Source organism: Acinetobacter legionensis (assembly GCF_057165765.1).
Window position 1 is genome coordinate 193,090 of sequence record NZ_CM169896.1, and the last position, 25,808, is coordinate 218,897.

Here is a 25,808-nt window from a genome sequence, read left to right on the forward strand (position 1 = left end):
AATCGTGAGAATTTCTATCTAAGTCTGATTTTATGCAAATTCTATTGATATGTAAAATGTGAATTTTGAATATTACTCATCTATTAAAACGATAATATAAAGGAGCTGAACGCTGTAGATTAAACTTGATTATGTGGAGTAGTTTATGTGTATATATTCTATAATATAAACAAAATTTCTTTAGCTTTATTACGATATAATTTCCCACAGGACCATGGTGATGGTGCATGAACTCAGATCAGAACAAATAAGCACCCGTTTGCTTATCCTCATGTCAGTCATCATTTTGTCTGTTTTATTAATTGCTGTTCCACAAATCATCAGTAATTATCGAGAGTATAGCCGAGCAAATCGAGCTTTAGTCAATATTCAAGCCTTGCAAGTTTTTGCTGAAACATCCAATAAAATTTCACGGGAAAGAGCGCCAACAAATAAAGCAATGTCGAGCTCGACAGCAAATTTTCCAGACAGAATAAAAGAATTGCAGGACTTTCGTAAGGATGTAGATCAGCAGATTAATTTAACCGTCGAGACCTTAAACAAAGCAGGGTTTACTAGTTTGGCGGATCAAGTTAATGTTCAGTTAAGATATGATTTGAACATCGCCCGTAAACAAGTTGATGCATATTTAGCCTTACCGTTAAAAGAACGTAATTCAGTGCAAATGGATCAAGTGATTCAGGGAATGTTTCGGGCGTGGGACAGTTGTAGAGTCATGTTGCAGCAATTAATCAATCATTCAAAAAAGAATAATAGCGATGTGACTGACTATGCTTCAATTGTGCTGATATTGGCTGATTTGCGTGATCAATCTGGACGGGTCGCGTCTAACATCATGGCACCCCTGAGCTTTTCCGAACCCCTACCTGAATATAACAAAGCACGCTCGTTACAAACGCAAGAACAGGTTAAATATTTATGGCGTTTGATGGATACCATGCAAATAGAGTCTTTAAAAACCCCTGAGTATCTTTATTTATATGGTCAGGTGAAAACTCAATTTATTGACCAAGGTTTACCCATCGTAAATCGTTTGGTGCAAGAGAGTAGAAATCAGCAGCCGTATTTTTTAACGGCAAACCAACTCACAGATGCAATCGTGGATAAGTTTACCACGGTGGTAAATTTACAAAAATATCTACTTGAAACGCATGCCTTAAGTGCGCGCCATCGAATGGAATCGGAGCAACGTCAATTTTTTATCACGCTATTTATTTCTCTTTTGTCATTGTCGGTAGCAGTTTTTACGATGTTATATACACGTAAAAAGTTATTTGAACCTTTGATATATGCAAGAAATATGATTTTGGAACTATCACAAGTTCAAGAACGTGATTATTTAGGGGATGCTTCGATACAAACCAAAGAGGTGCATACCTTAACCGATGCGCTTGATAAATTAAAAGAAATGCTCAAACAACGCGATGCTTTTGAATTTCAATTACAAAATAGTGCCAACACCGATAGCTTAACGGGTGTTTCAAATCGATTGGCTTTAGACGTTTATTTAAAAAATATTGCGACACAAACGGAGCGATTTCAAGAGTTGACCTTGATCATGGTGGATATTGATAATTTTAAATATGTGAATGATCGCTTTGGACATATTTTAGGTGATTCGGTTATTGTTGAGATTGCTCGGTGTTTAAAAGCAAATATTGCGCAATCTGATTTAATTGTACGTTTTGGTGGTGATGAGTTTTTAATTTTGATTGATCGCATCCAATGGGATTGGGCATTACAAATTTCTGAAAGTATTTTGGCTGATGTATCCAGGTTAAGTTTTAATAGTTCTATGTCTACAGAGCAGTTGAATGTTTCTGTCAGTATTGGCGTTGCGACAGGGGCTGAAAGTTGGGAAGCATTGTTTACACGAGCAGATGCATCATTATTTAAGGCCAAAGCACAAGGTCGAAACAAAGTTGTGGGCTGATTGGCTGATTTTACAGTCTATAGTGATATAAATATAAAATAAAAGCATCTAAGAAAGGCTTTGAAAATAAAGATTAAATGAAGTGGGTATTGAACAAGAGCATATGGCTCGTGATGACGATTAAGCAGTTTGGACGTATTGATTTAACATCATCATTCAATGGTGAAAACGCTAAATTATTTTGAACCGACTTTAAGCAACTCTGCATACAATTGATTTAAAAATTTTTGCTGTTCTGTATTCTCTTGAAAGTGACGTTGATACAGCACACTACAGCTTTCTACATCGACAATATTATTTAGATTAAATGACCAATCATTGGTATTTTTAATACTAATCCCCAGATTATCGCCACAGCGTTGCCATTGTTTGGAGAAGCCAGAGTTTTGATTGGGAGCAAGCTGCTTAAATTCTGCTTTAAGGCTAAAGCCGCGCATTTCTGAGTTGGTGAATTTGTTGATCGTACTGATGGGTACGCCGCCCCAAGTAATGGTTTGTCCACTCGGCATTGAGATGCCTTGTAGTTTACTTTCATTCATTAACTGACTTTGTCTGCCAGTTTTAAAGCCCTGTTTTTCGTAGGTTAAAGTAGAGCCCACAGGAAGCTGTATTTTTTTAATCAGTAAGGGCTGGGTAGTTATAAAATAAGGATTGTCGGGTCTGCCATTACCACCTGCAATGTTTATGCTACAACTGCTGAGCAAACAGATATTTGGGACTAAAAGGCATGAGTAAAGAAGCTTCATAAGGAAAATATCCTGTGCTATGCATTGATCTTGCCTTGTTTGAATGAGAAATGCAAAATTTGCTTTAGAAAATCCCCAAATTACGCAGATGATTATTGAAATATATGAAGAAAAAGGCTGAGAATCTGAGTTTTATAAAAATTATATGAGCTATTTAATTTGGAGCTCAGATGATTAATCTCTCCCTAAGTCCTGTGAGAGAAAGAGGGAAACACCCTCCTTATTTAAAGGAGGGTGTGGAAGATGTAGTGAATTACTTCAACAGCGGTTTTAAGAACTTCGCTGTATGTGAAACTTTAGATTTCACTACTTGTTCTGGGGTGCCTTCCGCAATAATCTGACCACCACCTGCGCCACCTTCAGGGCCTAAATCAATCACCCAGTCCGCCGTCTTAATCACATCGAGATTATGCTCAATCACCACAATGGTATTTCCTTTATTGCGTAGTTCATGAAGAATATCGAGCAGTTTGGCAATATCGTGGAAATGCAAACCAGTGGTTGGTTCATCCAGTACATACAAGGTTTTACCTGTATCACGTTTTGCCAGCTCACGTGCCAGTTTGACCCGTTGCGCTTCACCACCCGATAGCGTTGTTGCAGACTGACCTAAGCGGATATAACCTAGCCCGACTTGGTTTAATGTTTCCAAACGACGGTGAATCACTGGGATTGCATCAAAGAAATGCATCGCATCTTCGACTGTCATTTCCAATACGTCAGAAATATTCTTGCCTTTATAACCAACTTCCAAGGTTTCGCGGTTATAACGCTGACCATGACAGTTGTCACAAGGCACATACATATCGGGTAAGAAGTGCATGGCAACTTTGATCATACCATCCCCCTCACACACCTCACAGCGTCCACCTTTAACGTTAAACGAGAAACGACCTGCAGCATAACCACGGGCTTTGGCTTCAGGGGTTTGTGCAAACAATTCACGAATCGGGGTAAACAAACCGGTATACGTCGCTGGGTTGGAACGTGGAGTACGTCCAATCGGACTTTGGTCAATGTCTACCACTTTATCAAGGAACTGTAAGCCATCAATCGAATCAAACTTTTCAGCAGTTAAGGTGGTTGCACCATTTAATTGCGTCGCTGCAAGTGGTAATAGGGTACGGTTAATTAAGGTGGATTTACCTGAACCTGAAACACCAGTCACACAAGTCATCACACCTAAAGGAATCGTCAAATCAACATTTTGTAAGTTATGCCCAGATGCACCCATCAGTTTAATTTGTTCTTCAGGTTTCGGTGGTTTAACACGCTCTTTGGGTACAGCAATTTTTAACTTACCAGATAGGTATTTTCCTGTTAGTGAGTTCTCATTGGCTGCGAGTTCATCATAGGTGCCTTCGGCAATGATATGACCGCCATGTACACCAGCGCCTGGACCGATATCAATAATATGGTCAGCTGCACGGATTGCATCTTCATCATGTTCAACCACTAAAACCGTATTACCAAGATCACGCAAACGAACTAGTGTTTCCAATAAACGATCATTATCACGTTGATGTAAACCAATGGATGGCTCATCTAAAACGTACATTACCCCCATTAGACCAGCACCAATTTGTGAGGCTAGGCGGATACGTTGTGCTTCCCCACCTGAAAGTGTTTCAGCAGAGCGAGACAGACTTAAATAGTTCAAACCGACTGATACAAGGAAGTGCAAACGCTCGCGAATTTCTTTAAAAATTTTATCGGCAATTTCACCTTTGGCACCTTCAAGATTTAAATCTTGATAGTAGCTTTCAGCATCCCCAATCGACATTTTGGTAATTTGGGCAATGGTTTTATCTTTAACACGGACATGACGTGAAATTTCATTTAAACGTGAACCGCCACAAGCATCACAAGCGGCATTAGATAAATACTGCGCCAGATCATCACGGACATAATTAGATTCAGTTTCACGATAACGACGTTCTAAATGAGGCAAAATTCCTTCAAAAGGTTGTACCCGATTATGTTTACGACCACGCTCATCGATATAACTAAGATCAATTTTTTCTTTGCCTGTACCATAGAGAAATTTCTTTTTCGTATCAGCATCGAGTTCATTCCAAGGGGTGTCTAAAGAAAACCCAAAATGATCTGCAACTTTCTGAATCATGCTGTAATAGTATGGACGTTGTCTGTCCCAGCCACGGATTGCACCTTGGCTAATAGAAACATCTGGGCTTGGAATCAGTTTTTCAGCACTGAAATGACTACGGGTACCTAAACCGTCACAGACAGGGCATGCACCAAATGGGTTATTGAACGAGAACAGACGTGGCTCTAGTTCAGCAACAGCACGGTCGCATTCAGGGCAGGAATGTTTTGCTGAAAATACACGGTCAGGATGTTCACCACCCATCCACGATAAAATCGCCAGATCACTGCCTAAACGTAATGCTGTTTCAAAGCTTTCGGCAATTCGGTTACCTAAATCATCACGGACTTTAAAACGGTCAACCACAACTTCAATGGTGTGCTTTTTCTTTTTATCAAGTTCTGGTGGTGTATCGATATCAATCACTTCACCATCCACGCGCGCGCGGACAAAACCTTGGCTCTGTAATTGCTCAAACAGGTTGCTGTATTCACCTTTACGCTCACGAACAACTGGAGCAAGGAGCATCAATGCTGTGCCTTCCTCCAGTCCTTTCACGGCATCGACCATTTCAGAAACAGTCTGTGCAACCATCGGCAAGTCATGCTCTGGGCAGTAGGGTGTGCCAACACGCGCATACAGTAAACGTAAATAGTCGTAGATTTCAGTAATGGTTCCTACGGTTGAACGGGGGTTATGGCTGGTAGATTTCTGTTCAATCGCAATCGCAGGGCTTAAACCTTCAATTGAATCAACTTCAGGCTTTTCCATTTGTGAAAGAAACTGACGTGCATACGCAGATAAAGATTCGACATAACGGCGCTGACCCTCAGCATATAAGGTATCGAAAGCCAGAGATGATTTCCCTGAGCCTGAGAGTCCTGTGATGACCACAAACTTGTCACGTGGAATATCGAGTGACACATTTTTTAAATTATGGGTACGTGCGCCTCGAATACGGATATGACTTTGACTCATAAAAGCTTTCTCGAAATTATGCGAATTAAAGGGGTATATGATAGCGATTTAATTTTGTTCAAGCTGTAAAAAATAGTTTTTAAACGACAAATTGTGTCATGTAACTGACCATTTAAAACTGTGATGGAGTTTGAGTTTTTGAATAAAATAATAATATTCATATGTTTATGATAGTTTTCAATAATTTATAGGATCGCATTCAGCTAATTTAAAATCAAAGCTATAATTTATTTAAAATAAGTCATTGAAGAAAAATGAGATATGCAGTCAGTTTTTTGATGCTGTGCTGATTTCTGAATACTTATTTCGATATTGCATAAGTTAGAACGAATAAACCAGATCAGCTTTAAGATTGGTCATGTGATGTAATCAAGAACCACTTATCTAAAAAAGAGAATTGTTAGACAAACGTTCTGTGATTAACTATTGTTTTTATTGTAAAATGTGTGATAGATATCGCACTTGTGGAGGGCTTGAAAATGAATATACGAAAAATTATATCAGTTGTTTGTTTTGCATTTTCTTGCAATGTCTTGGCTGGCGAGACTTCACAAGTTTTATTTGATCAAGCGTTCAATTTAAAACCCAATCAATTGTACGAATTAGAATTAGAAGATGTACAAGCGGGGGATCAGATTTGGACAGCGGTTTATTTGGTTGGACGACAAAATTATCCAGGACTTACTGCAAAAGTTGAGTTTGTTATGGACAATCATGGCCTGTTAAATAAAGCCAATCCCAGTGAGCATGCTGTATATCAAACACTGATCGCAGAAAATTTGACGCAAACCAATCAATATTCACTCAAGCAATTCAAAGGCTTAAACACATTCATTGAAGATACTTCAGAACAGCTGATTACAGATCCGATATTGGAAAAAAATGATAGCATTCGTATTTATAGTCAAGTGAATGACTGGATCCCTGAATACAACACTTATGAACCCACCAAAGTGAAATTTGGCATTCAAAATCCTTTGGATTTTGATATTGTTGCGGCTTATGTTTTGGTGGGCAAAGGTGAAAAGCCTGCTGAACTCAGTGAATTAAATTTTAAAAATATTCAAGCTACTTATGCCTCACCTTTGCCTCCAGTACCAGCCGATTTTACTCAAGCTGAAGTGAATAAATCTGAGATGCACTTGAGTAGAAGTGAGCTAAAATTTATCTTTTTTATTGTGATGGCGATTGTCATGGGTTTGGTTGCGTTTATTAACCGAGGCAAATTAAAACGCGCTTTTTAAAGTTTTAACTTACTAGCGCATTAAATTTCTAATATTTTAGATTTCAAATTTACATGCTTGGCGTAAACTCTGGCACTGATCATGTGTTCGAGTAATTTTAGATGTTGTCTTTATTTTTGAAATGTATTCTGGGTGCAGCAGTGGTTTTGTTGATTTCAATTCTTTCAAAAAGTAAGGCATTTTATATTGCAGGTTTAGTTCCACTTTTTCCAACATTTGCATTGATCGCACATGTGATTGTGGCGCAGGAAAAAGGTGCTGAAGCCTTAAAGCAAACAGCCTTATTCGGACTGTGGTCGTTGATACCGTATTTCATTTATTTGTTCATGGTTTATTTACTGGCAACTAAGCTTTCGATGTGGTCTTGTTTAGGGATTGCAACGTTATGCTGGATTGTAGCTGCTGCTGTGTTGATTTATGCATGGCAATTATTTCAGAATGGATCGGTTTTATGATTTATTGAATCAATAAAAAGAGTTGCAATGAATACTTTTGAGTTGATTGTAAAGTTCATGAGCCTTTGATCAAGGCTCATTTTTTAGGGATGAATTTTAATAATGAGATATTTAAACAATAAACTGTTTTGGGCTTTCTAGGTTCTTAATGGCATTGTAAATTTCATCTGCATGATTACACACAATCAGTTTTGCCCGATGTTGAGGCGGTAAAAAGCCTTCAATAACAGCATGGTCTAATTGCGCAATCAAATGGTCATAGAAACCATTGACGTTATATAACATCATCGGTTTTTGATGTTGATTCAATTGTCCCCATGTCGCGACTTCTAGAATTTCTTCAAAGGTACCAAAGCCACCTGGTAGAGCGACAAAAGCACTCGCGCGTTCAGCCATCATAGCCTTACGTTCATGCATGTTTTGTACAATATGTAATTCTGTTAATTGGTTATGGGCAATTTCATAATCCAGCATAAATTCGGGAATAACGCCCACAACATCACCACCATGTTCCGTGACCGTATCTGCAACTTGGCCCATTAAGCCAATACTTGCACCGCCATAGACGATCCCAAAACCTTGTTCTGCGATACCTTGGGCAAGTTGGATGGCTTTTTCTCGATAGGTGGGGTTATTTCCGGGTCGGGAACCACAATAGAGTGCGATTAAACATTGTGTGGCTTTATGTTGTTGTTGATCTAATTCGAAAGGTTTATTCATCATTACAGGCAATACACTATTCATAATTTATTTTTTCACCTTAACTTATCATGTTCTTATACATTTCTACTACTTTAAGTAAGAAATGTGACAAAAACATGTTGTATTATCGGCGCTTTTGCAATGATTTGTATCACTTTGATTTTGTATTTAATTTTAGATAAATCAGTAAAAATCCTGATAAATGAGATGAAATTCCTATCTGGATTGCCTATAATTAACGCTTATTTATCAACAAATGAATCATCATGGGTAGTGGTTGTAGTCGCTCCGAAAATGCACAATCTTTAGACAAAATAATAGTTCAAAATACACTAAAGTTTTCTTATCAATTCCAAAATTTACAGTTCTCACATGCTGAAAATAGCTATTGCACATTTTCAATGGAGCAAGATCAATGATACTTGAGTGGATGTCTGATCCTTCTGCATGGATTGGTCTTGCAACTTTAGTTGTTTTAGAAATCGTTTTGGGTATTGATAACCTTGTGTTTATTGCAATTTTGGCAGAAAAACTTCCGCCTGAACAACGTGATAAAGCAAGGATTATTGGGCTTTTACTTGCCCTCTGTATGCGAATGGTGTTACTGGCATCCATTGCATGGGTGGTGACATTAACCGAACCATTATTCCATCTCTTTGAGCATGCTTTTTCTGGGCGTGATTTGATCTTGCTGTTTGGTGGTGTGTTCTTATTGTTCAAAGGCACAATGGAACTACATGAACGCCTTGAAGGTGGTCAGGATCTTAAAGAAGAAAATCCTGTTCATGCTGTATTTTGGATGGTCATTGTCCAAATTGTTGTTTTAGATGCAGTATTCTCCCTCGATAGTGTGATCACCGCTGTGGGAATGGTGAAAGAACTTTCAGTGATGATGATTGCTGTGGTGATTGCTGTAGCTATTATGCTGTGGGCATCAAAAGCCTTGATGGACTTTGTCAATAAGCACCCGACAGTAGTGATTCTATGTCTTGGCTTTTTGATGATGATTGGTTTCTCATTGATCGTTGAAGGTTTTGGTTATCACATTCCAAAAGGTTACTTATATGCAGCGATTGGTTTTTCTGTGCTGATCGAGTTTATGAACCAAACCATGCGTAAAAACCAAGAGAAAATGGTGACAACGACCGACTTGCGTTTCCGTACAGCTTCAGCAGTATTGAAAATGTTAGGCGGAAAAAGTGCCGATAGTCAAAATGGTAAAGCGGATGATGTGATCGCAACACAAGCATTGGCAGATGAAATTTTTGATGATGAAAATGGTGCTTACCATAGTGTTATGGTTCAAGGGGTCTTGGGACTATCAGAACGTCCAGTAAAATCGGTCATGACACCGCGCCCTGAATTAGAATGGTTAGATTTGGATGAAGACGAAGCCAGCATTAAAGAAAATTTGATGGCAATGTCACATTCTCGTTTAATTTTGGCCCATGGTGAATTGGATAATATTGCGGGTATTGTTTTAACCCATAAAGTTTTAAATGATTATATCGAAACGGGTGTTTTAAATTTTGAAAAACACTTACGCGAGCCTGTGATTGTGCATGAAAATGCGCAAGTGTTGATGGTGATGGAACAACTTCGTCAGGCACCTTTACAAATGGCGATTGTATTAAATGAATATGGGTCAATTGAAGGGATTGCAACACCGATTGATGTACTTGAAGCAATCGCTGGGGAGTTCCCCGATGAAGATGAACTAGAAGCTGCTGCGGAAAGTCTTGAAGACGGTTCGTTGATCCTTGAAGGTTCAACTGATATTCGTCATGTTTCTTTGCTGTTAGGTCGTGATTTAGTCGATGAGTCGGAACAATACTCAACCCTTTCTGGTTACATCTTGTTCCATCTCGGACGTTTGCCTGAAAATGGTCAGAAACTTCAAGTTGATGGTTATGAGTTTGAAGTGGTAACGATGGATGGGCATAAGATTGAGAAGGTGCATATTGTAGCATTAACCAAATCTAAAGATGCTGAACCCTAATGGATACCTTCTAAACAAGCCAGTCGAAAGACTGGCTTCTTGCTATTTTATCATTGCGAATAATGATTTAAAACATATCGTTAAAATGATGGCTGAATGGCATTATTCATATTGAAAGAATAGCTTTCGATTTCCAGCTGGGTTGGATTATCATTGAGCCTATTCAGATTTTGAGTATTTTCATGTCCAATCTATCCTGCCCATGTGGTTCAGCGCTTTATGCTGAATGTTGTCAGCCGCTACACTTGGGACAGAACAAAGCCAAGACAGCAGCACAATTGATGCGTTCGCGTTATAGCGCTTTTGCCAAACATGAGATTGATTATATTGTTCAGACCACTGCGCTTGGGCAGCAACAAGCTTTGGATGTTAAAGCGATTTCAGATTGGAGCAAAGCCAATCAATGGCTCAGTCTCGAAGTGGTACAAGCCCAAGAAAAGCTGGATAAAAATCATGCTCAAGTTGAATTTAAAGCACATTTTCATGATGGTCAGCAGGCTCAAATACACCATGAAGTTTCACACTTTGTCCAGCATGATGATGTATGGTATTTCTTAGATCCAACCACAGATCAGCCAATCACCATGAAACAGCCATGTATTTGTGGATCCGCCAAAAAATTTAAGCAATGTTGCGCACAATTTTTATAACTTTTAGTTCGTTTTTGACTTAAAATAGCGCGCATCTTTTCCCATCAGTGGATGAAGGGCAATGTTACTGACGATTATTTATATTATAGCCATTACAGCAGAAGCCATGACTGGAGCGTTGTCCGCAGGACGACGTAGTATGGACTGGTTTGGGGTGATACTGATTGCCTGTGTCACTGCACTCGGTGGCGGTTCTGTGCGAGATGTTTTACTCGGACATTATCCACTGACTTGGGTCAAACATCCTGAATATCTTGTCCTGACGTGCTGTGCTGCCTTTGTCACCATTATTATTGCCAAATGGATGAAGCACTTACATTCCATTTTCTTATTATTGGATGCTTTAGGCTTAATTGGTTTTACCATTATTGGCTGTCAAATTGCCTTGCAAATGGGCCATGGTTTTGTGGTTTCCGCCGTTGCTGGAGTATTAACAGGGGTATCTGGTGGTATTCTACGAGATATTCTGTGTAATGATGTTCCATTGGTATTCCGTCGTGAATTGTATGCGTCGATTTCCTTTGTTGCAGTGATTTTCTATTGGTTCTGTATTGATTTTGGTTTATCGCTTGAAATTACTGTGGTTTCTACTTTAGTTTTTGGTTTTGCATTACGTTGTGTGGCGATTTATTTTGGTTTGGAAATGCCGAAATTTATCTATAAAGATGATGATGAACAATCGGCATCTTCTAAAGATGAGTCCTAAGGATGAATGCTTGAAGAGCAACTATTGATTGTGAATTCCTGCATTTAACTTTGAGCTTGGTATGTCATATCGGATTCATCAAAATATTAAACTTGAAAAATTTACAGACATAGATTTTGCTGTGTATTTTGAATTGGTCAAAAATATTAAAGTCATGCAAATGATTACCGAAAGAGCATTAACGCTTGAGGAAGCACATTCAGAATTTAGTAAGATTTTATCTAAGAATGCCTATGATGTGGCATTGGGAAATTATAAAATTCTTGATGCTCAAACACATGAATTTATGGGTTTAGCCAAAATTGAATTGGATCAACCAATAGCACGAACAGCGGAATTGGGCTATATGCTTTTACCCGAATACTGGGGGAAAGGCATTGCCAGTCAGGTTGTAGCATTTTTAATTGACCATGCAAAAAAACAACCCCATTTAACACATCTCATGGCTATTATTGATCCTGAAAATATACCTTCAAGAAAAATATTGATAAATAATGGTTTCCATTCTAAAGAATTTAAAGATTTTGACGGACTAGCAGGAGAAATTCTCCTGTTCAGTCTTTAAAGTTAAACAGCGTGCCAAAGTTATTTCTGCTTTTACATATTTGTTGAGTGCATTATGGATTTAGTATCACGTGTACAACGCTTACCCATAGGGAAATTTCACTATACCTTACTCTGGGTAATTGGACTGGGCTGGATGTTTGATGCCATGGATACAGGACTGATCTCCTTTATTCTCACCAAAATGGCAGAAGAATGGCAAATGACACCTACTGAAAAAGGTTGGGTGGTCTCCATTGGCTTTGTGGGTATGGCAATTGGTGCTGTATTTTCAGGTGGGTTGGCCGATCGAATTGGTCGTAGAACAGTCTTTGCGATTACCTTAGTGACCTATAGCATTGCAACCGCATTATGTGCTTTTGCGCCGAATCTGACTTGGTTATTAGTATTCCGTTTTATTGTCGGATTAGGGCTGGGTGGCCAACTTCCTGTGGCTGTGACTTTGGTCAGTGAATATATCCCCGCTCAAGTACGTGGTCGATTTATTGTACTTTTAGAAAGTTTCTGGGGACTTGGCTGGCTTGTTGCTGCACTTATTTCTTATTTTGTGATTCCTGAGTATGGTTGGCATATTGCATTTTTGATTGGTGGTTTACCTGCCATTTATGTTTTCATGATTCTCAAAAAAGTGCCAGAGTCTGTTCCCTATCTGATTAATCGTGGACGAATTGAAGAAGCTCATGCATTGGTACAGAAACTGGAACGGCAATGTGGTGTGGAAGTGATTGAAACCATTGAAGTCAAATCTGTTTCAGCAAAACAAACAATTACATTTTCACAGCTTTGGTCAGGAGCGTTTGCCCGTCGTACTCTGATGCTGTGGTTGATTTGGTTTGGCATCGTCTATTCTTATTATGGCATTTTTACTTGGTTACCAAGTCTGCTGGTCAAGCAGGGTTATACCATTGTGCAGTCTTTTGAATATGTACTCGGGATGATTTTGGCGCAATTACCCGGTTATGTGGCTGCGGCTTGGTTGGTGGAAAAGCTTGGACGTAAAGCAACCCTCGCTGGTTTTATTGGTCTGTGTGCGCTTTCTGCTTACTTCTTTGGCCAAGCGACCTCAGTCAATATGATTATGTTGTGGGGATGCTTAATGTCGTTCTTTAATTTGGGTGCATGGGGGGTTTTATATACTTATACGCCTGAACAATATCCAACCAATATTCGTGCTTTTGGCTCAGGCTGGGCATCTGCAATCGGTCGTATGGGGGGGATTGTCGCACCGTTGGTGGTGACCCATATGATGGTGGCAAGTGATGGGTTTAGTTCAGTCTTTATGATGTTTACGATTGTACTTTTCGCTGTTGCCGCTGTGGTTTTGATCTTGGGTGAAGAAACCAAAGGTAAGACCTTAGAAGAGATTGGGTTATAGTTGTTTATTGAAATATATAAAAACATAGCGCTAAAAAAATGATAACAAAGAAAAAGTATACAATGGCTGATATAGGGTTAATCTTACCTCTCAGCCATTTTAATTTCTCTAACGTTAAAATTAAAAAAACCAATCATTTATAGAGATATTATCAAATAGATCAGACCAGTATTGAGGGCGGAATAATGAAAAGTAAAATAGGATTAAGCTTTTGTATTGTTTATCTTTTACTTACCGCATTTTGTCTTTATATCGCGTTAGATCCAATGACGGATAACAAAGGAAACTTTGTTTTCTTACAATTACCCATAGGTTTTCAAGTGTCAGCACTTAATGCAATTGGCTTAGGCCCTTTATTCGATCGGCTGTCTTGGACGCAAGCGTACAGTTTTGTAGTTCCTGTTACTTTGCTGCTTCTATATGGGATCGGGTGGTTGTTGAGTTCGAGCACCCATTCTATAAAAACGCGAAATGGGTCACTTCAATAAGTTTCAGCATTTATAAATTTCATTTGAAATAAAGCGCATACCCCAATTTAAAAATAGCAGTTTAAATAAAAGTTGCTCATTTCTTAAAAAATGGATAATTTTACCTCATTAGAAAGATCTTAAGACGCAATTTGTCGTTGTAGGGTACACTTGCACTTGTGTAGTCAGACCCTGCGACTTAGCATAAGAACGTAGATACAAAACATTTATTTAGAACGCACTTATTTAGGATAAAAGGTTGTTATGACAAGCCTTGCGCATCATGCGACAGAAAATCGTTCCGTAGCAGAATTTACTGAACAAGCTTACCTCAACTATGCCATGTACGTGATTATGGATCGTGCATTGCCACACATTAGTGATGGTTTAAAACCTGTACAACGCCGTATCGTTTATGCGATGAGCGAATTGGGATTAAAACCAAGCGGTAAGCCGAAAAAGTCTGCACGTACAGTCGGTGATGTATTGGGTAAATACCATCCGCATGGTGACTCAGCCTGTTATGAGGCCATGGTCTTGATGGCACAGCCATTTAGTTACCGTTACCCATTTATTGAAGGGCAAGGGAACTGGGGTTCGCCTGATGATCCTAAATCATTCGCAGCCATGCGTTATACCGAAGCTAAACTTTCTCCTTATAGTGATTTGTTACTTTCTGAATTAGGTCAAGGGACCTGTGATTGGCAAGATAACTTTGATGGTTCAATGAAAGAGCCAGTCAATTTACCAGCGCGTGTACCAAATATTTTACTCAATGGTACCACTGGTATTGCAGTGGGAATGGCAACGGATATTCCGCCACACAATTTACGTGAAGTGATTAAAGGTACGATTGCTTTAATCCGTAATCCAAACTTAACAGATGAAAAAATTGCAGAATATATTCCTGCACCTGACTTACCGACCAAAGCAGAAATTATTACACCACGTGATGAATTATTAAAAATTCAAATGACTGGACGCGGTAGTTATCGAACCCGTGCAGTATATACTATTGAAAAAAATGAAATTATTATCACTGAGCTACCATATCAAGTTTCTGGCTCGAAAGTCATCACCCAAATTGCTGATCAGATGCAAGCTAAAAAACTGCCATTGGTCAGTGATTTACGCGATGAGTCAGACCATAAAAATCCAACCCGTTTGGTAATTGTATTACGTTCAAACCGCATTGATGCCGATGCAGTAATGAGTCATTTGTTCGCGACAACCGATTTAGAATCGAGTTATCGTGTCAATATGAACATGATTGGTGCAGATGGTCGCCCACAAGTCAAATCAATTCGTAGAATTTTATTAGAATGGATTGAAATTCGTAAGAGTACTGTCACACGTCGTCTGCAATATCATTTGAATAAAATTGAAAAGCGGCTACATATTCTCGGTGGTTTGATCATTGCTTATTTGAACATTGATGAAGTGATCAAGATTATTCGTGAAGAAGATCAGCCTAAACCGGTGTTGATGCTGCGTTTTAATATTGATGAAGTTCAAGCAGAAGCAATTTTAGAGCTCAAGTTACGCCATTTGGCAAAACTTGAAGAAATGGAAATGCGCCGTGAACAAGAAGAACTTGAGGCGAGAGCAGCTGTGATTCGTGAACAACTTGCAAATCCTGAGTCATTAAAATCTTTGATTATCGAAGAGCTCAAAGATGATGCGAAAAAGTTTGGTGATGATCGCCGTTCACCAATTGTACAGCGTGAGGAATCACAAGCAATTAGTGAACAAGATTTAATGCCTGCTGAAGCGGTAACAGTGATCCTTTCTGAAGCGGGTTGGGTTCGTGCAGCAAAAGGTCATGATATTGATATTGAAAAATTAAGCTTCCGGGCTGGTGACCGGTACCTAAGTTCAGCACAAGGTAAGTCTAACCAGAAAGTATATATTTTAGATGAAAAAGGACGAAGTTACGCTTTGGCCATTAATAGTTTGCCATCGGCTCGTGGTTTAGGAGAACCGTTGAGTTCAAAACTTTCTCCTGCCAATGGTGTGGGCTTTATGCAAGTTCTCATTGAAAATGAAGAAAAGGAAATAGTTGCTGTAAGTTCAAAGGGTTATGGCTTTAAATCACACGCTAAACAATTGGATACAAACGCTAAAGCGGGTAAAACATTCCTGACCGTTGCTGAAAATGCGACAGTAATGCCAATCGAAGTCATTGAAAATCATACTCATTTGGCTATACTCAGTTCAGCAGGACGCCTACTTTTAATTGAGTTATCAGAGTTGCCAACGCTCAATAAAGGTAAAGGAAATAAGTTGATACAACTTGAAACCAAAGAGTCTATTCAGTTTATGTTAACTTTGAATTTAGATGAGGTAATACAAGTGCTTGCAGGGCAGCAACAATTAAAATTAAAAGGGGATGATTTGCAAAAATATATCGGTAAACGCGCCTCAAAAGGTCAATTGTTACCGCGTGGATATCAAAAAGCAAATAAACTGTTGATTCAAAGATAAAACTAGCATCCTGGGATTGAAATACGTTATATATGCAAAGTGTTCGTGAAAATGGATGCAATATTGAGCACAAAGAAGCCAAAAAATTATGTTCAATATTGAGAAAAACAGTTTAAAACTAAGGATTACTGATTGGAGATTATGGCATTATGGAAAAAATTTGGTTCACTGAATATCAAAAGACTGGAATTCCAGAAACAGTAGAATTGCCACAGGAAAATAGCTCTCTTATTGATATTTTTGAGCGTAATTTCCAAAAGTTTGGTTCACGTGATGCCTTTATCTTCATGGATAAAGTGATGTCATTCAGTGACCTTGAATTGGCAAGCCGTAAATTTGCAACGTATCTGCAAAGCTTAGGTTTGGCAAAAGGTTCACGTGTTGCTGTGATGATGCCTAACGTCCTTCAGTATCCAGTTGTCGCTTTAGGTGTATTCCGTGCAGGTTTGGTACTTGTGAATGTGAATCCACTTTATACAGCACGAGAATTAGAACACCAACTTAATGATTCAGGTGCTGAAGCATTGGTCATTGTTGAAAACTTTGCGACTGTTTATCAAGCGATTATTGGCAAAACACCTGTAAAACATGTTGTTGTTGCATCCGTTGGCGATATGTTGGGTACTTTAAAAGGTACTTTGGTGAATTTTGTTTTACGTAAAGTGCGTAAACAAATTCCAGACTGGAATATTCCAGGACATATTAAGTTTAATGCAGCATTGGCAAAAGTAAGCCCAAGCAATTATAAACGTCCAACCATGACCCTCAGTGATACTGCTGTACTTCAATACACAGGTGGTACTACGGGTGTTTCCAAAGGGGCGGAGCTGACGCACCGTAACTTAGTTGCAAACTTGTTGCAATGTGATGGTATTTTCCAAAGTAAATTTGGTCAAGGTGATGGTGCGAAAGACGATCGTATCTTCTGTGCTTTACCGCTTTATCACATCTTCGCATTCATGGTGTGTGCGATGTATGGTATGTATAAAGGTCAGGCAAATATTCTGATTCCAAATCCACGTGATTTACCAGCGGTGATTAAAGAATTACGTAAATACCAACCGGGTTTCTTCCCTGCGGTAAATACCTTGTTCAATGCACTGGTACATAATGAAGAATTTAGACAGCTTGACTTCAGTAAGTTAAAAATGGCGATGGGCGGCGGTATGGCCGTGTTACCGTCAACTGCTGAAGAATGGAAAAAAGTTACTGGAACCATCATTATTGAAGGTTATGGGTTATCTGAAACTTCTCCAGTCGCAACTGCCAACCCGCCTGCAACGACTGAGTTTAGTGGCACAATTGGTATTCCGTTACCATTGACTGATGTCGCAATTTTAGATGATGATGGCAATCATTTGTCACAAGGTGAGCAGGGTGAAATTTCGATTCGTGGTCCTCAAGTGATGAAAGGTTATTGGAATCGTCCAGATGAAACTGAAAAAGTTATGACAGCTGACGGTTATTTCCGTACAGGTGATATTGGTTTCATGGACACACGTGGTTATTTTAAAATTGTAGATCGTAAGAAAGATATGATTTTAGTATCTGGCTTTAACGTTTATCCTTCTGAAATTGAAGAAGTGATAGCTCAACATCCGAAAGTTCTTGAAGTGGCAGCAATTGGTGTACCTGATGAAAAATCTGGTGAAGTGCCAAAATTATTTGTGGTGAAAAAAGATCCATCTTTAACCACAGAAGAAGTGCTCGAATATGCAAAAGAAAACTTAACAGGGTATAAACGCCCGCGTTATGTTGAGTTTATGGATGATTTACCAAAATCTAATGTAGGTAAAATTCTCCGTAAAGATTTACGTAAGTAATTGAAAAATTAAACATAAAAAAGCGCCAATCGTGGTGCTTTTTTATGTTCTATCGAAAATAATAGCTAGGTATATTTGTTCAATTCAAAATCTAATTTTTATGAGAACGAATATACCAACCATCGATATAGGGGCGGCTTAAGCCAACAATCCCTGTAAATGTGAGCATGGTTCCCATTTGACGACCTAGTGCTGAGGGGTTAATACTGCCATAGCTAAAATAGATATCAATTAAACAGTACACGATAATAATGGCTAACCAAAAATATAGATTCATACGCTTTATGCCGACGGCAAAAAAGGCCGCCACCAGAACGACGAGCGTTCCCAAGGTAGATTGCCAATTATAATTTGCACAAATCACGCATAATAGAAAAGCCAAAATTGGCAATACAATTTTAAGAATACGATCAATCTCAGCTTGTTGATGGCGCTGCTTTTCTAAAACCTCAAACAATTCATTTTGATCTGGTTGCACGTTATTGTCCTCACTACACAATTTTGCAAAACTCTGCATTTAACAAAAAATATTCTGTTCATGCCATGCTATGATAACTCGCATTAACACTTCATGAGAAAAAATCATGTCTGGGATAGATGGCATCATATATTTAATTCTAATTGCCTGTTTACTTCCTTATGTTTTTACCATTATTGCGAAAGCATCTGGTGGCTTTAAAGCTGCTGATAATCAGAATCCGCGTGAATTTTTAGCAAAAACCACGGGTTTAGCTGCACGTGCCAATGCAGTACAGCAGAATAGTTTTGAGAGCCTACCTTTATTTATTGCTGCGATTCTGATGGCTGAATACATGGTGGTCTCACAACATTTGATTATGATGTTAGGGATCGCCTATATTGTTTTACGCATTATTTATGGGATTTGCTATCTTGCTAATATTTCAGCACTACGGACCATCATTTGGGCTTTGTCCGTAGCTTGCCCAATTATTTTATTGTTATTGGTTATTCGAATGGTCTAAGTAGTTTTCGATAAAATTCATTCATTTTGATGATGCAAAATGTATAATCCGCATCTGTTTGCGCAATTTAGCGTTATAATCGACAAGATTTTAAATAAGACCTCACTTGAAAGAGTATCCTATGAGCTATAGCAATATTCCTGCTGGTAAAGATGCACCAAATGACATCTATGTAATTATCGAAATCCCAGCAAATGCTGCACCGATTAAATATGAAGTAGATAAAGATTCAGACGCTTTATTTGTAGATCGTTTCATGGGTACAGCGATGTTCTACCCTGCGAACTATGGTTATGTACCAAATACTTTGTCTGAAGATGGTGACCCATTAGACGTATTGGTTGTAACTCCACACCCATTGGTACATGGTTCAGTGATTCGTTGTCGTCCTGTTGGTAAATTAAATATGGAAGATGATGGTGGTATTGATGCGAAGCTTATCGCAGTTCCACATGACAAATTGACTCCACTTTATAAAGATGTGAAAGAATATTCAGATCTTCCAGCTTTGTTAATTAACCAAATTGAGCATTTCTTTGCACATTATAAAGATTTAGAGCCTGGTAAATGGGTTAAATTGACAGGTTGGGAAGGTTCAGAAGTTGCAAAAGCTGAAGTATTGAAAGCAATTGAAGCTGCGAAATAATCCTGATTTAAGCGAAGTTTAAAGATAAAATAATCTTTAAACTCATAAAAAACCTGCATTATTAAATGCAGGTTTTTTGTTTCTTTGGATTTATTCTAAATTAGAAAAATTTCACAGGAATATCTAAGAAAATACGCCATTCATTGGTATCACCAATGTAGACAGGATTATACGCTTCACTTGCACGGTAGTAAGAGTGACGTAGACGTAAGCTCGCATCTTTTGCAAAACCACTTTGCATGGTGTATTTCACCTGATTAAAGAATTCACGTTCTTGTGCATCATCAGTGACATTGCGGACTTTAATATCCCAACCATACACAAATGCTGTGGTCCAATTTAAGCCAGGAACACCATAATTGCTAAAATCTAGGTTGTATTGAACTTGAGCTGATTTTTCATGATTACCAATAAAATCAGACATATAAGAGTTTGGTAGATAAATACTTTGGAAACCATCAGCATTTTGACCATAGTCATAACCGACATCACCTGTATTTTGTTGATAAGCCAACATAACAGTATGTGGACCTTGGTTATAAGTAGAAGACAATGCCCAAATATTATTGGTTTTTTCTACGCCTGCTTTACCTGTGCTTGAGTAATCAACATCGACAGGACCAGTTGCAGAATAGGTGTTGGCATTTTTATCAAACTTGGTGTGATAACCACTGAAATCAAAAGTTAAAGAACTTTGATTTGCTAATGGGTATTTATAATTGGCATTAATATAATGACGTTCTAAGGCATTTTTAGAGTCTAAACCATAATAAGATGCAGTAAGCTGGTCATCAAATTTGTATTTGGCACCCCAAACAATCGCATCATCCAATTTATTACCATCTGTTTTGATCTGATCAGACATTTGGTCTTTGGTGAATTTACCCGCAACTAGTTCTAAATTTTTAATTTCATGGCTGGTTAATAATGTCCCTGTGAAATATTCAGGGACAAGACGTGTTGTATTACTTGCAAGTACAGGGAGGTCTAAAACTTGAGTACCATAACGTACAGTCGTATTTGAGAAACGAGCTTTTACATTTGCTCCACCACGTGCCCAATGATCATATGGATCAACTCGTCCATTTGCATCTCTTGCACCATTATTTTTGAGTGCAATCATGTTATTGCCAGCATGGTTGTTCGGACCGATTTTAAAAGAACCATCGCCAACCACACCAACACCGAAACCGACGATACCTTGAGTGAAGCCTGAATCTAAGTCGACAATTGCAGTTTGTGCAAATGAGCTTTGATCGTCAATACCATGTTTTTTATCACGAAGGATATAGCCTGTACGAAACAATACAGAACCTTTGGCATCTTCAACGAACCCTTTTGCATCACTTTGTTCGCTAGCAAATGTAGGGGATATTAGAACCGCGTTAATTAATACAGCTAAAGTAAGTTTTGGAGCATTCAACATGAATTGCCTCGTGAACGAGAATAGATTGCACTGACTGATCGAATTCAGAACAGATTGTGGATGAATTGTATATTTAATCTATAAAAAGGGAATCTCTTTTGCTTAAAAATATTACATTTCTGTAATCTTTTACACAATATTAATTTCTTTTCTTATGAAAAAAATTTCTAAAGAGTTATTAAAATACTAATTTTGTGTGAAATATGAAATAAATTGGAAAATATGCTGAATTTATCTCCATGTTTTTTACCAAAAATTTAAAAACACAGTAAAATTCGCTTTTATTTTTATACTCCCACCCATTTGTTATCATGAATTCACTTATTTCTAAACTATTATGGGCAATCCCTATCTGTATAGCGTCGTGCCCAGCATTTGCTCAACAAGCAAATGTTTTGGTTAAAAATGGCATGATTTCTGGAAATGTGGGATTGGTATCTAAGTATATCTATCGAGGAGGAATTGAAAATGATGATGTCGCTGTTCAAGGTGGTTTAAGTTATGCACATAAAAGTGGCATCACGTTTGGCTATTGGGGTTCTACACTGAGCTATAATCCTACAGATGTTATGCAAGATCATGGTTTTGAAAATAATTTTTATTTGGCTTATGCTCAGGAAGTTGCGCAAAATTGGAGCTATAACTTAAGAACCACCGCATATGTTTATCATAAAGGCGGTACTATTTATGCAGATCAAGCAGATCATCGTAAAACTACATATACAGATCTATCTGCTGAACTGAGTTATAAAAATTTAACCGCAGGTGCTTCAGTGATGTTAGCTGATGCATCCTCTGCCAATGCTGGTGATATTTATCTAAGCATTGCGTATCGTCATGCTTTGGCTCAAGATTTTATTTTTAACACTTCTATTGGTGCATCTCTTTATAACAGTCATCGTGATGACAGTATTGTGCAGACAGAACAGGATTTCACATTGAGCGAAATGCGCTTGGGGCTTAGTAAAACCATTGCCAATACAGGTGTTACTGCTTCATTAGACTATGTGATCGGTGGTAAAGATCGTTTGGGTGAAGGTTATAAGGACAATATGTTATTTGGTTTGGCTTATAGTTTTTAAGATTAACTTATAGTTTTTAATAAGAAGAATATGCCTGAGAATTAGCCTTCCTTATTTTATCAAAGTGTATGACCGAAGATAAGGAATGCACTTTTTTTAGGCGTTTTTAAAACTGTGTGCTTTTTTTGAGCAAAAGAACAATATGCACCATTACAATAAACTGATATGAAAAGCATAAAGTAATATTTATACGTTTTTTATGACAACAATAAAGCACCTTATAGAAAATTTACGCTCAGATTTTTCATACTATTTTGCATTAAAACCATGCTTAAAGTAGGTCAATATGAATCAGCTCCATCAAGTGATGCTTGAAATAGCATATGTTCAACAGCTGAAGAATAAAAAAAATTATCCACAATATTTTAATTCTAAAACATTGATTATAAAAATATTAATATGTATTTCTGAATTTTATAAAAAGCTTGAGTTTCATTTTGGCATGGCAATTGCTAATTGCTTAGGGAGTTCATCAAATTTTAGCATAACAAATAAACATCGTATGATGGGGGAGCACTCAAGATGAAATTCTCAACTAAAGCACTAACATTGGCAGTTCTATCGTCTACAGCAACAATGGCAATGGCGGAAGACAACGCACTGTCAAAATTAGGTTTAAGCTTTGCAGGTAGTGCTGCCGTAACGAGTGACTATCGTTTCCGCGGTATGACTCAAACATTAAGCGACCCAGCAGTACAAGCGGGTTTTACCTTATCGCATAGTTCTGGTTTATATGCGGGTCTTTGGGGTTCAAATGTGAATTTTGGTTCATCTGATCCACATTTAGAATTAGATCCTTCTATTGGTTATACAACAGCCTTGGCGCTATCTCCAACCTTTAAACCAACTTTGGATGTTGGTGTTGTTGAATATAATTATCCAAGTGCAAGCAGTGATTTTAACTGGACTGAGTTTTATGCAAAATTAATATTTGCAGACGTCTTGATTAAAGGCAGTAGTCTATTGACCAATGTGAACTATACCAATGACTGGGCAGCAGTCGGTGGCAACAGTTGGAATTTTAACGTTGGCTATTCAGCTCCATTTGGTGATACTGGTTTCGGTGGGCTTGCTAATGTTGGCTATACTACAATGGATGAAAAAGCATTACCTGATGGTAAAGACAATTATGTCGACTGGAAAGTTGGGGTGAATTATGCGGTTAAATCTATTCCTGGGGTAACTGCGGAACTTGCTGCAGTCGGAACCAATATTGATACTGATGGATTCACTAATTCTGTGAAACGTGGTGTTGAAACAGGTGCCGTGTTTACTTTAACTAAAGCTTTCTAAGAGCAAATTAAAATAAATAAAGGTGACCATGAGTCACCTTTATTTTTTGCGATTTTGAAATCAGTTAGGCTTTCACTTCAAATGCTGGATGATATTTTACCGTTCCATGTGGAATGCTTTGGTTAAAAGCAAGGACTTGAAAATATTCAGCAGGCACATCGTCAAGAATCAAACTGGCGTGTGGCTGAAAGCCAAATTTGGAATAATAGGCAGGATCTCCAAGCACAACACATCCTGCTGCATTGAGTTGTTGTAACTGCTGTAATGCGTGTTGGATTAAAGCTTTACCAACACCTTGTTGTTGATATTCTGGTGCAACTGAAATTGGGCCTAAGCCATACCAATGTTGTGCGCCAGAAGAAATTTCAACAGGTGAAATCGCCACATGCCCAATAATCTGTCGATCCAATTCAGCAACAACTGAAATAGTTAATTGATTTGCATCCCTGAGTGCATTGACGATCAAGTGTTCAGTATGGTCGGTATGCGTTGCATTTAGAAAAGCCAGTTGAGTGAGATTAAAAATATTTTCAATGTCGTCTGCATGTTCGTTGCGTAGGCTTAAATTTAGCATGCTATGTATTTTCTATATGTCATAGGTTAGATTCTAAGATTGAGTTCCACGATATGACAAGGCTTCAGTTAAATGCGCACTTTGGATTTGCTCACTTTGAGACAAATCTGCAATAGTTCTTGAGACACGTAAAATACGATGATACGCCCGCGCAGATAAATTTAAACGTTGTTGTGCCATTTCGAGCATTTGCTTAGATGTTTCATCTAAAACCACATATTTTTCTAAGTCTTTTGGCGATAAGCTGTGATTTAAATGGCCTTGTCTTTTGATTTGGAAGTCAAAAGCATCAATCACCCGTTCCCGTACTGTTGCTGAATCTTCGACAGGTGTTTGATCCTGTAGCTCTTGTGCCTTTAATGGTGGCACATCGATATGTAAATCAATACGATCTAATAATGGACCTGAGATTCTATTTTGATAGCGTTTAATTGCTTCAGCAGAACACTGGCATCGACTGTCCTGATTAAAAGCATAACCACAAGGACAGGGATTCATTGCTGCAATCAATTGAAAGTTTGCAGGAAATGTAATTTGGCGTGATGCTCTAGAAATAACGATTTCTTTAGATTCAAGTGGTTGTCTTAAAACTTCGAGTACTTTTTTATCAAACTCAGGCAACTCATCTAAAAATAGCACACCTAAATGCGCCAGGGTAATCTCTCCTGGTTTTGGATTTGAACCACCACCGACGAGGGCGATCGCTGATGCAGTATGGTGAGGGGCGCGAAATGGACGTTGTCCAAAATGATGTTTTGCCTTTGCAATTGAATAAATACTGGCAACCTCAAGATTTTCTTGTGGATTTAAGGCTGGCAAAATACTCGGTAAGCGAGAAGCTAAAAGGGTTTTACCAGTACCTGGCGGGCCTTTAAATAAAATAGAATGTCCACCTGCGGCTGAGATTTCTAAAGCACGCCGTGGGCGTAATTGCCCTTTAACATCCGATAAATCAAATTTGTAGGCATTATTCTGCTGTATTTTTTGTGTAGCAGTGACCTCAATTTTGTGTAGATTTAAGAAATGCTCACATACCTGTTTTAAGTGCTGAGCAGCAAAAACTTGAAATTCAGGCAATTGCGCTGCTTCAGCGGCATTTTCCTGTGGCAGCATCAATTGATGTTTGGCCATCTGACATGCCATTGCAATGGTTAAGGTCCCTGTGATTGGTCTTAAGTGTCCATCTAGTGCTAATTCACCAATAAACTCAAAATTATCTGTGACATTTTCAGGAAGTTGTCCCGTGGCAATTAAGATACCAAGTGCAATGGGTAGATCTAGACGAGAGCCATCTTTGGGAAGATCCGCAGGTGCGAGATTGATGGTCAAGCGCTTGGTTGGGAATTGATAGCCACTGTTAATGATGGCTGATCGAACGCGATCCTTACTTTCACGAACTGCTGCTTCAGCTAAGCCAACAATTGTTAAAGAAGGAAGCCCTGCACTAACATGGACCTCAACTTCAATTAAAGGTGCATGCAGCCCGAGCAAGCCTCGGGTATAAATTTTGGCTAAAGACATTGTTGTTTTCCACTGGTGCTTTATTTTTAATCATTATTATATTTTTTGCA

22 protein-coding genes are annotated in these 25,808 nt (G+C 38.4%); 15 read left to right on the forward strand and 7 right to left on the reverse strand.

Going from position 1 to position 25,808, the window contains the following annotated elements; all coding sequences use genetic code 11:
- Positions 1–220 precede the first annotated feature (220 nt).
- Complete coding sequence (locus tag AC2G3J_RS00920) at positions 221–1,933, forward strand: GGDEF domain-containing protein (RefSeq protein WP_483770546.1); 1,713 nt, start codon at positions 221–223, stop codon at positions 1,931–1,933.
- 176 nt (positions 1,934–2,109) lie between these two features.
- On the opposite strand, the gene AC2G3J_RS00925 is transcribed toward AC2G3J_RS00920, so the two are convergent.
- Positions 2,110–2,679: a hypothetical protein gene (locus tag AC2G3J_RS00925; RefSeq protein ID WP_483770547.1), complete on the reverse strand. Its 570-nt coding sequence runs from the start codon at positions 2,677–2,679 to the stop codon at positions 2,110–2,112.
- A 253-nt stretch (positions 2,680–2,932) separates the two neighbouring features.
- Positions 2,933–5,764, reverse strand: a complete 2,832-nt coding sequence (gene uvrA, locus AC2G3J_RS00930; protein ID WP_336953617.1) for an excinuclease ABC subunit UvrA — start codon at positions 5,762–5,764, stop codon at positions 2,933–2,935.
- 479 nt (positions 5,765–6,243) lie between these two features.
- On the opposite strand from uvrA, the gene AC2G3J_RS00935 reads away from it, so the two are divergent.
- Together AC2G3J_RS00935 and AC2G3J_RS00940 are read left to right on the forward strand one after the other, a co-directional pair.
- Positions 6,244–7,008 carry a hypothetical protein gene (locus tag AC2G3J_RS00935; protein WP_483770548.1) on the forward strand — a complete coding sequence of 255 codons (765 nt, stop codon included), beginning with the start codon at positions 6,244–6,246 and terminating at the stop codon, positions 7,006–7,008.
- Between the two features lie 101 nt (positions 7,009–7,109).
- Positions 7,110–7,463, forward strand: coding sequence for a GlpM family protein (locus AC2G3J_RS00940; protein ID WP_151801796.1), 354 nt, complete (start codon positions 7,110–7,112; stop codon positions 7,461–7,463).
- Between the two features lie 111 nt (positions 7,464–7,574).
- On the opposite strand, the gene AC2G3J_RS00945 is transcribed toward AC2G3J_RS00940, so the two are convergent.
- Positions 7,575–8,207: an LOG family protein gene (locus tag AC2G3J_RS00945; RefSeq protein WP_336953619.1), complete on the reverse strand. Its 633-nt coding sequence runs from the start codon at positions 8,205–8,207 to the stop codon at positions 7,575–7,577.
- Positions 8,208–8,580: 373 nt separating this feature from the next.
- On the opposite strand from AC2G3J_RS00945, the gene AC2G3J_RS00950 reads away from it, so the two are divergent.
- The 7 genes from AC2G3J_RS00950 (at position 8,581) to AC2G3J_RS00980 (ending at position 18,233) form a co-directional block, all read left to right on the forward strand.
- A complete protein-coding gene (locus AC2G3J_RS00950; protein ID WP_419328017.1) occupies positions 8,581–10,164 on the forward strand; it encodes a TerC family protein in 1,584 nt (527 codons plus the stop codon).
- 182 nt (positions 10,165–10,346) lie between these two features.
- Positions 10,347–10,814: a YchJ family protein gene (locus AC2G3J_RS00955; RefSeq protein ID WP_336953621.1), complete on the forward strand. Its 468-nt coding sequence runs from the start codon at positions 10,347–10,349 to the stop codon at positions 10,812–10,814.
- A gap of 61 nt (positions 10,815–10,875) precedes the next feature.
- The gene (locus tag AC2G3J_RS00960; protein WP_004725253.1) at positions 10,876–11,520 is read left to right on the forward strand and encodes a trimeric intracellular cation channel family protein; all 645 of its coding nucleotides are present in this window, start codon (positions 10,876–10,878) and stop codon (positions 11,518–11,520) included.
- Positions 11,521–11,581: 61 nt separating this feature from the next.
- Positions 11,582–12,085: a GNAT family N-acetyltransferase gene (locus AC2G3J_RS00965; protein WP_483770549.1), complete on the forward strand. Its 504-nt coding sequence runs from the start codon at positions 11,582–11,584 to the stop codon at positions 12,083–12,085.
- A 54-nt stretch (positions 12,086–12,139) separates the two neighbouring features.
- Complete coding sequence (gene niaP, locus AC2G3J_RS00970) at positions 12,140–13,459, forward strand: niacin transporter NiaP (protein WP_483770550.1); 1,320 nt, start codon at positions 12,140–12,142, stop codon at positions 13,457–13,459.
- A gap of 731 nt (positions 13,460–14,190) precedes the next feature.
- The gene (gene parC / locus AC2G3J_RS00975) at positions 14,191–16,410 is read left to right on the forward strand and encodes a DNA topoisomerase IV subunit A (protein ID WP_419328015.1); all 2,220 of its coding nucleotides are present in this window, start codon (positions 14,191–14,193) and stop codon (positions 16,408–16,410) included.
- Between the two features lie 149 nt (positions 16,411–16,559).
- Entirely contained in the window at positions 16,560–18,233 is a 1,674-nt protein-coding gene (locus AC2G3J_RS00980) for a long-chain-fatty-acid--CoA ligase (protein ID WP_336953625.1), read from the forward strand.
- Between the two features lie 91 nt (positions 18,234–18,324).
- Here AC2G3J_RS00980 and AC2G3J_RS00985 read toward each other — a convergent pair whose 3' ends face one another.
- The gene (locus AC2G3J_RS00985) at positions 18,325–18,750 is read right to left on the reverse strand and encodes a hypothetical protein (protein ID WP_336953626.1); all 426 of its coding nucleotides are present in this window, start codon (positions 18,748–18,750) and stop codon (positions 18,325–18,327) included.
- A 67-nt stretch (positions 18,751–18,817) separates the two neighbouring features.
- Here AC2G3J_RS00985 and AC2G3J_RS00990 point away from each other — a divergent pair, with 67 nt between their 5' ends.
- Both AC2G3J_RS00990 and ppa read left to right on the forward strand, forming a co-directional pair.
- The gene (locus tag AC2G3J_RS00990; RefSeq protein ID WP_336953627.1) at positions 18,818–19,216 is read left to right on the forward strand and encodes an MAPEG family protein; all 399 of its coding nucleotides are present in this window, start codon (positions 18,818–18,820) and stop codon (positions 19,214–19,216) included.
- A gap of 121 nt (positions 19,217–19,337) precedes the next feature.
- Positions 19,338–19,862 (forward strand): inorganic diphosphatase, encoded by a 525-nt coding sequence (gene ppa / locus AC2G3J_RS00995; protein ID WP_151801800.1) that lies wholly within the window; start codon positions 19,338–19,340, stop codon positions 19,860–19,862.
- Positions 19,863–19,962: 100 nt separating this feature from the next.
- On the opposite strand, the gene AC2G3J_RS01000 is transcribed toward ppa, so the two are convergent.
- Complete coding sequence (locus AC2G3J_RS01000) at positions 19,963–21,288, reverse strand: OprD family outer membrane porin (RefSeq protein ID WP_336953628.1); 1,326 nt, start codon at positions 21,286–21,288, stop codon at positions 19,963–19,965.
- A 311-nt stretch (positions 21,289–21,599) separates the two neighbouring features.
- Between AC2G3J_RS01000 and AC2G3J_RS01005 the strand changes: the two genes are divergently transcribed.
- The 3 genes from AC2G3J_RS01005 (at position 21,600) to AC2G3J_RS01015 (ending at position 23,663) form a co-directional block, all read left to right on the forward strand.
- Positions 21,600–22,370, forward strand: a complete 771-nt coding sequence (locus tag AC2G3J_RS01005) for a TorF family putative porin (RefSeq protein WP_419330331.1) — start codon at positions 21,600–21,602, stop codon at positions 22,368–22,370.
- Positions 22,371–22,656: 286 nt separating this feature from the next.
- Complete coding sequence (locus AC2G3J_RS01010) at positions 22,657–22,896, forward strand: hypothetical protein (RefSeq protein ID WP_336953630.1); 240 nt, start codon at positions 22,657–22,659, stop codon at positions 22,894–22,896.
- Positions 22,893–23,663, forward strand: a complete 771-nt coding sequence (locus tag AC2G3J_RS01015) for a TorF family putative porin (protein ID WP_419328011.1) — start codon at positions 22,893–22,895, stop codon at positions 23,661–23,663. Before AC2G3J_RS01010 ends, AC2G3J_RS01015 begins: the two co-directional genes overlap by 4 nt.
- Before the next feature lie 64 nt (positions 23,664–23,727).
- Here the strand turns inward: AC2G3J_RS01015 and AC2G3J_RS01020 are convergent, their stop codons facing one another.
- Positions 23,728–24,237, reverse strand: coding sequence for a GNAT family N-acetyltransferase (locus tag AC2G3J_RS01020; protein WP_483770551.1), 510 nt, complete (start codon positions 24,235–24,237; stop codon positions 23,728–23,730).
- Positions 24,238–24,270: 33 nt separating this feature from the next.
- Entirely contained in the window at positions 24,271–25,758 is a 1,488-nt protein-coding gene (locus tag AC2G3J_RS01025; protein ID WP_483770552.1) for a YifB family Mg chelatase-like AAA ATPase, read from the reverse strand.
- Between the last annotated feature and the right edge of the window lie 50 nt (positions 25,759–25,808).